Here is a 13,133-nt window from a genome sequence, read left to right on the forward strand (position 1 = left end):
CACGGCTTGCCGCCCTATTCGATGGCCTTGCCCATGTCCTCGACCACCTTCTTGGCGTCACCGAACACCATCATGGTCTTGTCCATGTAGAACAGCTCGTTGTCCAGGCCTGCGTAGCCGGCGGCCATGGAGCGCTTGTTCACGATCACGGTCTTGGCCTTGTAGGCCTCCAGGATGGGCATGCCGTAGATCGGGCTGCCCTTGGTGTGGGCGGCGGGGTTCACCACGTCGTTGGCGCCCAGGATGATGGCCACGTCGGCCTGGCCGAATTCGCCGTTGATGTCTTCCATCTCGAACACCTGGTCGTAGGGCACTTCGGCCTCGGCCAGCAACACGTTCATGTGGCCCGGCATGCGGCCCGCCACCGGGTGGATCGCGTACTTGACGGTGATGCCCTTGTCGGTGAGCTTCTGCGCCAGCTCCTTGACCGCGTGCTGGGCCCGGGCCACGGCCAGGCCATAGCCGGGCACGATCACCACGGTCTCGGCGTTGCCCAGCACGAAGGCCGCGTCATCGGCGCTGCCGCTCTTGACCGGCCGCTGCTCCTTGGCGCCGGCGGCCGCGGACGACGCGTCGCCCCCAAAGCCGCCCAGGATCACATTGAAGAACGAGCGGTTCATGGCCTTGCACATGATGTAGCTCAGGATCGCGCCCGAGCTGCCCACCAGCGAACCGGCAATGATCAGCATGCTGTTGTTCAGGCTGAAGCCGATGCCCGCGGCGGCCCATCCGGAATAGCTGTTGAGCATGGAGACCACCACCGGCATGTCGGCGCCACCGATCGGGATGATCAGCAGCACGCCCAGCACAAAGCCCAGCGAGATCACCAGCACGATGTCCAGCCAGCTCTGGGAGTGCCAGAAGCCGAACATGAAGAAGATCGCGGCCAGCCCCAGCGCCAGGTTGAGCTTGTGCTGGTGCGCAAACTGCACCGGCGTGCCCTGGAACAGGCGGAACTTGTACTTGCCCGAGAGCTTGCCGAAGGCGATCACCGAGCCGGTGAAGGTCACCGCGCCGATGAACGCCCCAAGCGCCAGCTCCACGCGGTTGCCGCCCGGAATGGCGCCGCCCTTTTCGACAATGCTGAACGCCCAGGGCTCGGCCACCGCGGCCACGGCGATGAACACCGCCGCGAGGCCGATCATGCTGTGCATGAAGGCCACGAGCTCGGGCATCTTGGTCATTTCGACGCGCTTGGCCATGATGGCCCCGGCGCCACCGCCCACCAGCAGCGCCACCAGCACGTAGGCAATGCCTTCAACCGGATTCTTCTGCAGCGCGGCCGCCTGCGTGTAGATCAGCCCCACCGTGGTCAGCGCCGCGATCGCCATGCCGGTCATGCCGAACAGGTTGCCGCGGATCGACGTGGTGGGATGGCTCAGCCCCTTCAGGGCCTGGATGAAGCACACCGAGGCCACAAGGTACAACAGCGTGACGAGATTCATGCTCATGCCTGGTCTCCCGCGGGCGCTGCCTTCTTTTCCTTCTTCTTGAACATCTCCAGCATGCGCCGGGTGACCAGGAAGCCGCCAAAGACGTTGACCGCCGCCAGCGCCACGGCCAGCATGCCCATGCTCTTGCCCAGCCCGGTCTCGGTAAGCGCCGCGGCCAGCATGGCGCCCACGATCACGATGGCCGAGATCGCATTGGTCACGGCCATCAGGGGCGTGTGCAGCGCGGGCGTGACGGTCCAGACCACGTGGTAGCCCACGTAGATGGCCAGCACGAAGATGATGAGGTTGGTGATGGTGTGGGAAACGATGTCCATGGGGTGTCCCTCTGTTTATTTGCGGCGCACTTCGCCGTTTTGCGCCATCAGGCAGGCCACGACGATGTCGTCCTCGGGGTCGACGTGCAGCGTGCCCTCCTTGGTGAGGATCAGCTTGAGAAAGTCGAGCACGTTGCGCGCGTACAGCGACGAGGCATCGGCGGCCACCAGGGCCGGCAGGTTGGTCTCGCCCACAATGGTCACGCCGTGCTTCACCACCGTCCTGTCGGCCTCGCTGAGCGGGCAGTTGCCGCCCCCGTCCGGGCCCTTGCCCGCGGCAATGTCCACGATCACCGAGCCCGGCTTCATGGACCTGACCATGTCCTCGGTGATCAGGGTCGGCGCGGCGCGGCCGGGGATCAGTGCGGTGGAAATCACGATGTCGGCCATCGCCACGCGCTTGGCCACCTCGGCCTTCTGGCGCTCCAGCCAGCTCGGCGGCATGGGCTTGGCATAGCCGCCCACACCCTCGGCGGCCTCGCGCTCCTCGTCGGTCTCGTAGGGCACGTCAATGAACTTGGCGCCCAGCGACTCGACCTGCTCCTTGACGCTGGGCCGCACGTCGGAGGCCTCGATCACCGCGCCCAGCCGCTTGGCCGTGGCAATGGCCTGCAAGCCCGCCACGCCCACGCCCAGGATCACGACCCGGGCCGCCTTGACCGTGCCGGCCGCCGTCATCAGCATGGGGAAGAAACGCTGGTACTTGTCGGCCGCCATCATCACGGCCTTGTAGCCCGCGATGTTGGCCTGCGAGCTCAGCACGTCCATGCTCTGGGCCCGCGTGGTGCGCGGCGCGGCTTCCAGCGCAAAGGCCGTGAGCCCGGCCGCGGCCAGCCGCTGCAGGCCTTCGGCGTCAAACGGGTTGAGCATGCCCACCAGCGCGGCGCCCTGCTTCATCAGCGCGGTCTCGGCATCGGACGGGCTGCGCACCTTGAGCACCAGATCGCAACCCAGCGCGCCGGCGGCGTCGGTGATCTCGGCCCCCACGGCGGTATAGGCCTCATCGGTGGCGCTGGCAGGCACGCCGGCGCCCGACTGGATGCGCAAGGTGTGGCCCTGGGCCTTGAGTTTCTTGGCCGTCTCGGGAGTGACAGCAACACGGGTTTCGCCCACCGTGGTTTCGGCAGGTACGCCAATCAGCATGGACGTGTCTCCTCGTTTGTTGATATGGAAAGCTGAACGTTAGCTTACATGAGTTTGCCGCGAATATTAGAGCAGCCTGACCATGTTGCGACACCGCTGCCCACGGGATGGCCCTCGCACGGTCACGGCGCGTACTGCTCGGACCCCACGATGCCAATCTTCGCCAGCCCCAGCCGCTGGGACGCCGCCAGCACGCCCGCCACCGCCTCGTAGCCCGCGGCCCGGTCGGGACGCAGGTGGATTTCCGGCTGCTCGGGCTGCGCGGCCGCGGCCCGCAGGCGCTGCTCCAGGGCGGCGCGGTCGGGCAGCGGCTCGCCGTTCCAGAACACCTGTCCCGCCGGCGTCACGTCCACCTGCACCACTTCAGGCGGGACCAGCCGCGGCGGCGGCGGTCCGCCGGGCATCTCGATGTTGATCGAATGCAGCTGGATCGGGATGGTGATGATCAGCATCACCAGCAAGACCAGCATCACGTCCACCAGCGGCGTGGTGTTGATGTCGGCCATCACTTCCGCATCGGGGTCGTTGCCGAGGTTCATCGCCATGCTCAGCCTCCCCCCGGCGGCTCGGTCACGAAGCCGATGCGCGCAATGCCCATCTGCTGGCAGGCGTAGACCACGCGGCCGATCGGCTCGTAGCTGCCGCGCGCGTCACCGCGGATGTGCACCTCGGGTTGCGGGCTCATCAGCGCCACCTGCGCCAGCAGCGTGCTCAGGGCCTGTGCGTCGGGCAGGCGGGTGTCGAACCAGTAGGTGTTGCCCTGGGCGTCAACCGTGATGATCACGTTCTCGGTCCGGCTGTCGCCGGCCTGGCTCTGCTCGCGCGGCAGGCTCACGGCCACCGAACTGTTGACCACCGGAATGGTGATCAGGAAGATGATCAGCAGCACCAGCATCACATCCACCAGCGGCGTGGTGTTGATCTCGGCGATCAGCGCGTCTTCACGGGCTTCGGTCTTCCATCGGATCGCCATGGCGAGGTCTCCCGGGACAGGTTCAGCGTTTGGCGTTGGCGGCCAGCAGCACGGTGTGCAGGTCCGAGCCAAAGGCGCGCACCGTGTCCATCGCCACCTTGTTGCGCCGCACCAGCCAGTTGTAGCCCAGCACCGCGGGCACGGCCACCGCCAGGCCGATGGCGGTCATGATCAGGGCCTCGCCCACCGGGCCGGCCACCCGGTCGATGCTGGCCTGGCCCGAGGCGCCGATCTTCACCAGCGCGTTGTAGATGCCCCAGACCGTGCCGAACAGGCCCACGAAGGGCGCCGTCGAGCCCACCGTGGCCAGCACGGCCAGGCCCTCCTGGGTGCGGCTGTGCACCGTGTTGACGGCCCGTTCGATGCTCTGCGCGACCCAGGTGTTGAGGTCCACCTGACCAATCAGCCCGTCATGCTTGCGGGTGGCTTCGAGCGCGGATTCGGCAATGAAACGGTAGGGGCTGGCCTTGTCCAGCGTGTCGGCGCCCTGGCGCACCGTGTCGGCAGCCCAGAAGCTGCGCGCCGCCAGGCGACCCTGGCCGCCCATGCGCGACTGCGCCACGAGCTTGGTGAGCAGCACATACCAGCTCCCCACGGACATGACCAGCAGCACCAGCAGCGTGGCCCGGGCCACGATGTCGCCCTGCGCCCAGAGCGCGCGCAGGCCATAGGGATTGGCGCTGGGCGCGCTGGCGGGGGGCAGCTTGACCGCCGAGGGCTCGCTGAGCGCGGGTGACGCCGCCAGCACCGGCGTCGAAGCGGCCTGCGTTGCGGGTGCCTGGGTCTGGGCCTGGGCCGTGGCCAGAACGCTGAGCAGGGCCGCAAGGGCCAGGACACGTGAGAGGCGGGCGATCATGGGCTACTCGGTGTTAGGTGAAATGACTGCGCATTGTGATGCACGCGGACGGCACCCGGGCTCCCATAATGCGCGGATGAATGAACGATGGAAACCCAGTGTCACGGTCGCCGCGGTCATCGAGCGCGACGGCCGCTTCATGCTGGTCGAGGAGCACACGGCCGAAGGCCTCAAGCTCAACAACGCCGCCGGCCATCTCGATCCGGGCGAATCGCCGGCGCAGGGTTGCGCGCGCGAGGCACTGGAAGAAACGGCGCACCTGTTCCGGCCCACGGCCCTGGTGGGCGTGTACCTCGCGCGCTTCGAGCGCGCGGGCACCGGCGAAGACGTGACCTACCTGCGCTTTGCGTTCTGCGGCGAGCTGGGCGAGTTGCAGCCCGGCCGCCGCCTTGACGAAGGCATTGTGCGCACGCTGTGGATGACGCCCGACGAAATCCGCGCCAGCGCGGACCGCCACCGCAGCCCGCTGCTGCTGCGCTGCATGGAAGACTACCTGGCCGGCGCGCGCTACCCGCTGTCGCTGGTCTACACCGACCCGGGCGTGACCCGGCCCTGAGCGCGCCCTCATTTCGGGCACCGCCCCTGCAGCGCGCGCGCCGCGAGCACCGGCGCGGCCAGCAGGCCCCCGACCGTCTCGGTGCGGCCCGGCGCGCGGACACAGTCCTCCAGACCCGCCTCGCGCACCTCCTGCGCAAACGGGTCGCGCGGCTTGTCGCGGCGCAACTGCTCGTTGGCCATCTCGGCCAGACTGCGCCGCGGCTGGATCCGGTACGGCCCCGGCAACGTGGGCAGGTTGGGGACCAGCGCGGGACGCGGCTCGGCCATCCGGGACCCTGCGGCGCCAGGCGCGGGCCGCCCCGCCCCGCCCAGACCGCCCAGGCCACCCAAACCGCCAGGCAACCCGATGAGGCCCGAGCCCCCGGGCCGGGCACCCGGGCTGCCAGAGCCGGAGGAGGCACCCGGTGTGGCACCCGATGCGGCGCCGGACAAGGCCGCCGGACCCGACGACGGCGGAACCAGCACGGGGGTTGCCTGGCTGGCCGCGGGTGAGCCCGCCGGTACCGGCACCTCCACCACCGGCGCCTGCAGGCGTTCGATGGCCGCCGGCGCCGGGGCCACCGGAGCCGCTGCGGGCGCGGGCACCGGCGCGGGCGCTTCGACCGGGGCTGCCGGCGCGGGCGGGGCGCTGACCGGTGCGGGGGCGGGCACCACCACCGGCTCCGGCACCGCCACGGGCGTGGGCGCCGGAGTGGGCGCTGGCGTCGGAGCTGGCGCCAGCACCGGTACCGGGGTCGGAGCTGGCGCTGGGACCCGTGCTGGGACCGGCGCCGGAACGGGCACAGGGGCAGGCAAGGGTGCCAAGGGTGCCGGCGGCACCGGGGCCGGGGGGACAGGAGCAGGCGGCACAGGCGCCGGAGGTACCGGTGCCGCTGGGGCTGGCACTGGAGGTGCTGGCGCAGGCGGCACGGGGGCCGGCGGCTGCGGCGCGGCCGCCACGGGTGGCGGCACCTCCACCGGCGCCGGCACCGGGGCCGGCGTGGGCACCACCGGTTCGGGCGGTGCCACCGGGGTCTCCCCGGGTGGGGGCGGCGGCGGCGGTTCAGGCGGGGACTCGGGCGGCGGCGTGGCCGCCGGCTGGCGGGTGCCCTCGCGCCGGGCTCTGGCGGGGGTCGCCGGTGGCAGCTGGCGTGTGGTGTGCAACGGCACGCTGGACTCGGGCGTGTTGGAAAACAGTGGCAGGTCGGTGGTGGCACGCAGCTGGAGCGAGGGGGGCGTGATGGCGCGGCTGCGGCTGGGCACGGCATCCTGCGCCGGGCTGATGGGGCGCGCGTACTGCACCACCACATAACGGACGGCCTGCTCCAGCGGCCAGTGCTGGTTCAGGAACCACAGCAGGGCCACATGCAGCACGCCCACCAGCACCAGGGCCTGCGGCGAACGGCGCTGTGGGGGCAAGGAAGGGGGCTGAAGCCGCAGGAGCATGGCCTTGGGATAATCGCACAAATGAGTGCAAAGACCAGGGTTGTCGTGGGTTTGAGTGGCGGTGTGGACTCCGCGGTCAGCGCGCACCTGCTCAAGCAGCAGGGCTACGAGGTCGTCGGCATCTTCATGAAGAACTGGGAAGACGATGACGACAGCGAGTACTGCTCGTCCAACGTCGACTTCGTGGACGCCGCCGCCGTGGCCGACGTGATCGGCATCGAGATCGAGCACGTCAACTTCGCCGCCGAGTACAAGGACCGCGTGTTCGCCGAGTTCCTGCGCGAGTACCAGGCCGGACGCACGCCCAACCCCGACGTGCTGTGCAATGCCGAGATCAAGTTCAAGGCCTTCCTCGACCACGCGATGCGCCTGGGCGCGGAAAAGATCGCCACCGGGCACTACGCCCGCGTGCGCCACAACCCGGCCACCGGCCGCCACGAACTGCTCAAGGGCCTGGACCCTTCCAAGGACCAGAGCTACTTCCTGCACCGCCTGAACCAGGCGCAGCTGTCACGAACGCTGTTTCCCGTGGGTGAACTGCACAAGACCGAGGTGCGCCGGTTGGCCGAAGCCATCGGCCTGCCCAACGCGAAGAAGAAGGACTCCACCGGCATCTGCTTCATTGGCGAGCGGCCGTTCCGCGAGTTCCTCAACCGCTACATCCGCAAGGAGCCGGGGCCCGTCAAGGACGAGCGCGGCCGCGTGATCGGCCAGCACCAGGGGCTGAGCTTCTACACGCTGGGGCAGCGCCAGGGCCTGGGCATTGGCGGCATCAAGGCCCGGGGCGCCCGGCGCGGCGGCGGCGAGCACGCACCCTGGTTCGTGGCGCGCAAGGACATGGAGGCCAACACGCTGTGGGTGGTGCAGGGCCACGACCACCCCTGGCTGCAGTCACTGGCGCTGGACGCCGACGACGCCAGCTGGACCGGCGCGCCGCCAGCCGCCGGCCCCTACGCCGCCAAGACACGCTACCGCCAGGCCGACGCGCCCTGCACGCTCGCGCCGGGCGCCAACGGGGCCTTTCACCTGGACTTTGCCGACCCGCAATGGGCGGTCACCCCGGGCCAGTCGGCCGTGCTGTACCAAGGCGACGTCTGCCTGGGCGGCGGCGTGATTGCCGCCAGGGCCTGAACAAATCAGGCGCCACGCACAGCCGGACGCTGTGTTGTCCTACTCGGGCCTCGGTAGCCCGGGGCTAACGTGACAGACCCTGTCTACGTTTCCCCTTGCCCATGGCCAGTTCTGCCTCGCGAGTCCTGTGGAAAGGTGCCATCAGCTTCGGGCTGGTGCACATTCCCGTTGCCCTGCACCCCGCCACGGTCGCCGGCGGGCTCGACTTCGACTGGCTGGACAAGCGCAGCATGGACCCGGTGGGCTACAAGCGCATCAACAAGAAAACCGGCAAGGAAGTCGCCAGCGCCAACATCGTCAAGGGCCTGGAGTACGAAGACGGCCAGTACGTGGTGCTGAGCAACGAGGAGATCAGCGCCGCCTACCCCCGGGCCACGCAGACCATCTCGATCGAAACCTTCATTGCCGCGCCCGAGCTGCCCTTCCTGTACCTGGAGCGGCCCTACTATGTGGCGCCCATCAACAAGGGCGCCAAGGTCTACGCGCTGCTGCGCGAAACCCTGCGCAAGACCGGGCGCATCGGCATTGCGCGGGTGGTGATCCAGACCCGCGAACACCTGGCCGCGCTGGTGCCATCGGGCGACGGCCTGGTGCTCAACCTGCTGCGCTGGGGCGACGAGATCCGGCCCATGGAGGGCCTGAACCTGCCCCCCCAAAGCGCCAAATCAGCCGGGCTGAGCGAGCGTGAGCTCAAGATGGCGGCGCAGCTGGTGGAAGACATGAGCGGCGAATGGAAGCCCGAGAGCTTCCGCGACCTGTTTCGCGACGAGGTCATGGCCCTGGTCAAGCGCAAGGTCAAGGCCGGCGAGACCGAAACGGTGACCCCCATAGAGCCCCAGGAACCACCGGGCGCCGGCGGCGCCCAGATCATCGACCTGACCGAGCTGCTGCAGCGCAGCCTGCGCAAGGGGGACGGCAAGGGTGCGGCCCAACCGGCACCGCCGCGCAAGACAGCGCGCAAAACCACACGCAAAGCCGCCGCCCGCAAAGCCACGCCGGCACGCCGCAAGACCGGCACCTGAGCGCCGCCAGCCCCCTTTTCCAAGCCATGGCCCAGCGAGACAAGCTCCAGCCCTACCGTGACAAACGCAACTTTGCCCTCACGCCCGAACCCGCCGCCAGCGGCCCCGGGGCCGGGGGCAAACTGACCTACGTCATCCAGAAGCACTGGGCCAGCCACCTGCACTACGACCTGCGGCTCGAACTGGACGGCACGCTCAAGAGCTGGGCCGTGCCCAAGGGCCCCAGCCTGGACCCCGCCGACAAGCGCATGGCGGTGCAGGTCGAGGACCATCCGCTGGCCTATGGCGACTTTGAAGGCAGCATCCCCAAGGGCCAGTACGGCGGCGGGGACGTCATCGTGTGGGACCGCGGCACCTGGGTGCCGCACGGAGACCCGCGCAAAGCCTGGCGCGCGGGCAAGCTCAAGTTCGAGCTGCGCGGCGAGAAGCTGCACGGCCACTGGACCCTGGTGCGCATGCGGGGCAAGGAGACCGACAGCCAACCGGCGTGGCTGCTGATCAAGGAAGCCGACGCGGCCGCCCGCACCGACGGCTACGACATCACCCGCGCCCGGCCGGCCAGCGTCCTGCGGGCCGCGCCTGCGCGTCCGCACGGCAAGAGGAAGGGCGCCTCGGCCGTGCTGCCGGCCGAAGCCCGCGCGGCCCGCCTGCCCGTGGCGCTGGCACCGCAGCTGGCCACCCTGGCCGCGGCGCCGCCGGACGGGGCGCAGGACTGGCTCTACGAAGCCAAGCTCGACGGCTACCGCCTGCTCGCGCGCGTGGACGCCGGCAAGGTGAAGCTGTTCACCCGCAACGGCCACGACTGGACCCAGCGCCTGCCCGAACTGGCCCGCGCCGTGACGCAACTGCCGCTGCGCTCGGGCTGGCTGGACGGCGAGATCGTGGTGCCCGGCGCCAATGACGCGCCCGACTTCCAGGCGCTGCAGGCGGCGTTTGAAGGCAACCGGCGCGAGCACATCGTCTACTACCTGTTCGACCTGCCGTACTACGCTGGCCATGACCTGCGCGCCGTGCCGCTGGACGAGCGGCGCACCCTGCTCAAGGGCCTGTTCATCGGCCAGACGCCGGCGCAGGTGCGTTTCAGCGAATCGTTCGACGTGCCGCCCCACGACCTGCTGGCCGCGGCCTGCCGGCTGGGCCTGGAGGGCGTGATCGGCAAGCGGCGCGACGCACCCTACGTGTCGCAGCGCTCGGCCGACTGGATCAAGCTCAAGTGCACGCAGCGCCAGGAGTTCGTGGTGGTCGGCTACACCGACCCCCAAGGCACGCGCGAAGGCCTGGGGGCGCTGCTGCTGGCCGTGCACGACCGCGCCGGCCAGCTGCGCTACGCCGGCAACGTGGGCAGCGGTTTCACCGACCGCCAGCTGGTCACGCTGGAAAAGCAGCTCACGTCGCTGCACGCGCCGCGCAGCGCCCTGCCCCCCACGCGCGGCCTGGGCCCGGTGCACTGGGTCCGCCCCGAGTTGCTGGCCGAGGTGTCCTTTGGGGAATGGACGCGCAGCGGCCGCATCCGCCAGGCCGTGTTCCGCGGCCTGCGCGAGGACAAGAAGCCGCAGGCCATCGTGCGCGAGCAGCCGCTGGCGCCCCAACGCCTGGCGGCCGCCACCCGGGCCCGCAAGGGCCCGGTGCTCACCCATCCGGGCCGCGTGATCGACCCCGCCAGCGGCACCACCAAGGGCGAACTGGCCGACTATTACGCGCGCGCCGCGGCGCTGATCCTGCCGCACCTGAAGGACCGGCCGGTGGCCCTGGTGCGCGCCCCGGGCGGGGTAACGCAGCCGCTGTTTTTCCAGAAACACGCCGACGATGCCGAACTGCCGGGCGTGCGCCGGCTCGACCCCTCGCTGGACCCGGGCCACGAGCCGCTGCTGGCCGTGGCCGGCGCCCAAGCCCTGCAGTCGCTCGCGCAGATGAACGTGGTGGAGCTGCACACCTGGAACGCCACGGCCCGGGCCATCGACCGGCCCGACCGCATGACCTTTGACCTCGATCCCGGCGAGGGCACGCCCTGGATCCATGTGCAGCAAGGCGCCCAGCTGGTGCAGGTGGCGCTGCAGGAGCTGGGCCTGCCGGCCTTCCTCAAGACCAGCGGCGGCAAGGGCCTGCACGTGGTGGTGCCGCTGCGCCGCCACTACGGCTGGGAGGCGGTCAAGGGCTTTTCACAGGCCATCGTGCAGCACCTCGCGGCCACGCTGCCCGAACGCTTTGTGGCAAAGAGCGGGCCGCGCAACCGCGTGGGCAAGATCTTTGTGGACTACCTGCGCAACGGCTTTGGCGCCACCACCGTGAGCGCGTGGTCGGTGCGCGCGCGCGCGGGGCTGGGGGTGTCGGTGCCCGTGGCGTGGAGCGAACTGGGCGCGCTGACCGGCGGCGCCCACTGGACGCTGGCCAACATCGCGCCGCGGCTGGCCACCGGCAACCAGCCCTGGGCCGGCTACCACGCCGCGCGCAAGGGCCTGTCGGCGGCCATGAAACAGCTGGGTTTCCAGCCTGGGGCGGCTTGATGGCCCCCGCAGCCCCGTGACAGCCCATCCGCCACGGGTTTCAAGGCAAATCGGGCTGGAGTCCAGAACTGGCGGCCACCATGCGCTAGCAATTCAATAGCAAATCAGGGCGCGCCGCACGGCGTCAGTGGCGGCCGTCGCGCACGCCAGCCAGCAGTTCATACGAACGCAGCCGCGCACCGGTGTCGAACATTGACGAGGCGATCATCAGCTCGTCGGCCCCGGTGCGCTCAATGAAGGCCTGTACACCGGCGCGCACCGTCCCGGGCGCGCCCACGGCGGCGCACGACAGCACCGAGTCGAGCAGCGCGTTTTCGGCCGGCCCCACGCGCTGGCGGTAGCCGTCCACCGGCGGCGGCAACTGGCCCGGCCGGCCGCTGCGCAGGTTGACGAAGGCCTGCTGCCACGAGCTGGCCAGGTACTCGGCCTGCGCGTCAGTGTCAGCCGCGAACACGTTGAAGCCCAGCATCACATAGGGCTTTTGCAACTGCGCCGAGGGCCGGAAGGTCTCGCGGTAGATCTGGATGGCCTGCATCAGCTGCTGCGGCGCAAAGTGCGAGGCAAACGCATAGGGCAGGCCCAGGTGCGCCGCCAGCTGGGCGCCAAAGGTGCTGGAGCCCAGGATCCACACGGGCACCTGCAGCCCGCGGCCTGGCACGGCGCGCACAGCCTGGCGCGGCTCGGGGCTCATGAAGTCCATCAGCTCGAGCACGTCCTGCGGGAACTGGTCGGCGTCGCTGTCCAGGTTGCGCCGCAGCGCCTGGGCGGTGCGCGGGTCCGAGCCGGGCGCGCGGCCCAGGCCCAGGTCGATGCGGCCAGGGTAGAGCGATTCGAGCGTGCCGAACTGCTCGGCAATCACCAGTGGCGAGTGGTTGGGCAGCATGACGCCGCCGGCGCCGATGCGGATGCTGGATGTGCCCGCGCCAATGTAGGCCAGCAGCGTGGAGGTGGCCGCGCTGGCAATGCCGGGCATGCCGTGGTGCTCGGCCAGCCAGTAGCGCGTGTAGCCCAGTTTTTCGGCGTGCTGGGCCAGCGCCAGCGAATTGCGGAACGACTGCGCGGCGTCGCTGCCTTCGCAGATCGGGGAGAGATCAAGGATGGAGAAGGGAACCATGGGCCGATCATCGCGCGATCAGCCCCGCAGTGCGGCCTCTGGGGGCATTGCCCCGGCCGCCAGGCCGGGACGCCCATGCCGGCTTCAGAACGGAATATCGTCGTCCATGTCGTCAAAGCCGGACGACGACTTGGCCGGCGCCTGGCGCGGCGCGGGGGCCGGAGCGCGCGGCGGCGGCGCGGCGCGGCGCGGTGCGCCGCCGCCGTCTTCGTCACCACCGCCCGACGGGCCGCCCATGCCTTCACGCCCGCCCAGCAGTTGCAGCTCGGTGGCGATGATGTCCACGGTGTTCTTCTCGATGCCGTCCTGGCCCGTGTACTTGCCGTACTTGAGCCGGCCCTCGACATAGATGGGGCGGCCCTTCTTGACGTACTCGCCGGCGATCTCGGCCAGGCGGTCGTAGAAGGTGATGCGGTGCCACTGGGTGTCTTCAATGGTCTCGCCGGAGTTCTTGTCCTTGCGCCGGCTCGAGGTGGCCAGCGTCACGTTGGCCACGGCAGCGCCCGAGGGCAGGTAGCGGATTTCAGGGTCGCGGCCACAGTTGCCGACGAGGATGACTTTGTTGACGGATGCCATGGTGTGCCTGCCTTGGATCAATGAAAAGGGGCGCTGCTGCGCGCGGTCTGACATTGTGCCGCA

Annotated in this window: 13 protein-coding genes; 4 read left to right on the forward strand and 9 right to left on the reverse strand. The window is 69.8% G+C overall.

What is annotated here, in order from left to right; genetic code table 11:
* Positions 1 to 14: 14 nt before the first annotated feature.
* From KF796_00885 to KF796_00910, 6 genes are all read right to left on the reverse strand, one after another.
* Positions 15 to 1,451, reverse strand: coding sequence for an NAD(P)(+) transhydrogenase (Re/Si-specific) subunit beta (locus KF796_00885; GenBank protein MBX3585168.1), 1,437 nt, complete (start codon positions 1,449 to 1,451; stop codon positions 15 to 17).
* Complete coding sequence (locus tag KF796_00890; GenBank protein ID MBX3585169.1) at positions 1,448 to 1,768, reverse strand: NAD(P) transhydrogenase subunit alpha; 321 nt, start codon at positions 1,766 to 1,768, stop codon at positions 1,448 to 1,450. The genes KF796_00885 and KF796_00890 overlap by 4 nt, the downstream gene beginning before the upstream one ends.
* Before the next feature lie 15 nt (positions 1,769 to 1,783).
* Positions 1,784 to 2,911 (reverse strand): Re/Si-specific NAD(P)(+) transhydrogenase subunit alpha, encoded by a 1,128-nt coding sequence (locus tag KF796_00895; GenBank protein ID MBX3585170.1) that lies wholly within the window; start codon positions 2,909 to 2,911, stop codon positions 1,784 to 1,786.
* A 122-nt stretch (positions 2,912 to 3,033) separates the two neighbouring features.
* Positions 3,034 to 3,456 (reverse strand): biopolymer transporter ExbD, encoded by a 423-nt coding sequence (locus KF796_00900; GenBank protein ID MBX3585171.1) that lies wholly within the window; start codon positions 3,454 to 3,456, stop codon positions 3,034 to 3,036.
* A 2-nt stretch (positions 3,457 to 3,458) separates the two neighbouring features.
* The gene (locus tag KF796_00905; GenBank protein MBX3585172.1) at positions 3,459 to 3,884 is read right to left on the reverse strand and encodes a biopolymer transporter ExbD; all 426 of its coding nucleotides are present in this window, start codon (positions 3,882 to 3,884) and stop codon (positions 3,459 to 3,461) included.
* A gap of 22 nt (positions 3,885 to 3,906) precedes the next feature.
* On the reverse strand, positions 3,907 to 4,740 hold the full coding sequence (locus KF796_00910; GenBank protein ID MBX3585173.1) for a MotA/TolQ/ExbB proton channel family protein: 834 nt from the start codon (positions 4,738 to 4,740) through the stop codon (positions 3,907 to 3,909).
* Positions 4,741 to 4,816: 76 nt separating this feature from the next.
* Between KF796_00910 and KF796_00915 the strand changes: the two genes are divergently transcribed.
* On the forward strand, positions 4,817 to 5,296 hold the full coding sequence (locus KF796_00915; protein MBX3585174.1) for an NUDIX hydrolase: 480 nt from the start codon (positions 4,817 to 4,819) through the stop codon (positions 5,294 to 5,296).
* An 8-nt stretch (positions 5,297 to 5,304) separates the two neighbouring features.
* Here KF796_00915 and KF796_00920 read toward each other — a convergent pair whose 3' ends face one another.
* Entirely contained in the window at positions 5,305 to 6,723 is a 1,419-nt protein-coding gene (locus KF796_00920; GenBank protein MBX3585175.1) for a hypothetical protein, read from the reverse strand.
* Between the two features lie 12 nt (positions 6,724 to 6,735).
* On the opposite strand from KF796_00920, the gene mnmA reads away from it, so the two are divergent.
* From mnmA to ligD, 3 genes are all read left to right on the forward strand, one after another.
* On the forward strand, positions 6,736 to 7,854 hold the full coding sequence (gene mnmA, locus KF796_00925; protein MBX3585176.1) for a tRNA 2-thiouridine(34) synthase MnmA: 1,119 nt from the start codon (positions 6,736 to 6,738) through the stop codon (positions 7,852 to 7,854).
* Positions 7,855 to 7,955: 101 nt separating this feature from the next.
* Entirely contained in the window at positions 7,956 to 8,876 is a 921-nt protein-coding gene (locus KF796_00930; GenBank protein ID MBX3585177.1) for a Ku protein, read from the forward strand.
* 26 nt (positions 8,877 to 8,902) lie between these two features.
* Positions 8,903 to 11,380: a DNA ligase D gene (gene ligD / locus KF796_00935; GenBank protein MBX3585178.1), complete on the forward strand. Its 2,478-nt coding sequence runs from the start codon at positions 8,903 to 8,905 to the stop codon at positions 11,378 to 11,380.
* 124 nt (positions 11,381 to 11,504) lie between these two features.
* Here ligD and KF796_00940 read toward each other — a convergent pair whose 3' ends face one another.
* Both KF796_00940 and ssb read right to left on the reverse strand, forming a co-directional pair.
* Positions 11,505 to 12,494 (reverse strand): LLM class flavin-dependent oxidoreductase, encoded by a 990-nt coding sequence (locus tag KF796_00940; GenBank protein MBX3585179.1) that lies wholly within the window; start codon positions 12,492 to 12,494, stop codon positions 11,505 to 11,507.
* A gap of 84 nt (positions 12,495 to 12,578) precedes the next feature.
* Positions 12,579 to 13,070, reverse strand: a complete 492-nt coding sequence (gene ssb, locus KF796_00945; GenBank protein ID MBX3585180.1) for a single-stranded DNA-binding protein — start codon at positions 13,068 to 13,070, stop codon at positions 12,579 to 12,581.
* Positions 13,071 to 13,133 lie beyond the last annotated feature (63 nt).

This window comes from Ramlibacter sp. (genome assembly GCA_019635435.1).
Taxonomy (GTDB): Bacteria; Pseudomonadota; Gammaproteobacteria; order Burkholderiales; family Burkholderiaceae_C; genus JAHBZM01.

Coding starts and splice junctions, on each gene's coding strand:
- KF796_00885 (MBX3585168.1), bottom strand. CDS start 1,451: ATGAGCATGAATCTCGTCACGCTGTTGTACCTTGTGGCCTCGGTGTGC.
- KF796_00890 (MBX3585169.1), bottom strand. CDS start 1,768: ATGGACATCGTTTCCCACACCATCACCAACCTCATCATCTTCGTGCTG.
- KF796_00895 (MBX3585170.1), bottom strand. CDS start 2,911: ATGCTGATTGGCGTACCTGCCGAAACCACGGTGGGCGAAACCCGTGTT.
- KF796_00900 (MBX3585171.1), bottom strand. CDS start 3,456: ATGGCGATGAACCTCGGCAACGACCCCGATGCGGAAGTGATGGCCGAC.
- KF796_00905 (MBX3585172.1), bottom strand. CDS start 3,884: ATGGCGATCCGATGGAAGACCGAAGCCCGTGAAGACGCGCTGATCGCC.
- KF796_00910 (MBX3585173.1), bottom strand. CDS start 4,740: ATGATCGCCCGCCTCTCACGTGTCCTGGCCCTTGCGGCCCTGCTCAGC.
- KF796_00915 (MBX3585174.1), top strand. CDS start 4,817: ATGAATGAACGATGGAAACCCAGTGTCACGGTCGCCGCGGTCATCGAG.
- KF796_00920 (MBX3585175.1), bottom strand. CDS start 6,723: ATGCTCCTGCGGCTTCAGCCCCCTTCCTTGCCCCCACAGCGCCGTTCG.
- KF796_00930 (MBX3585177.1), top strand. CDS start 7,956: ATGGCCAGTTCTGCCTCGCGAGTCCTGTGGAAAGGTGCCATCAGCTTC.
- ligD (MBX3585178.1), top strand. CDS start 8,903: ATGGCCCAGCGAGACAAGCTCCAGCCCTACCGTGACAAACGCAACTTT.
- KF796_00940 (MBX3585179.1), bottom strand. CDS start 12,494: ATGGTTCCCTTCTCCATCCTTGATCTCTCCCCGATCTGCGAAGGCAGC.
- ssb (MBX3585180.1), bottom strand. CDS start 13,070: ATGGCATCCGTCAACAAAGTCATCCTCGTCGGCAACTGTGGCCGCGAC.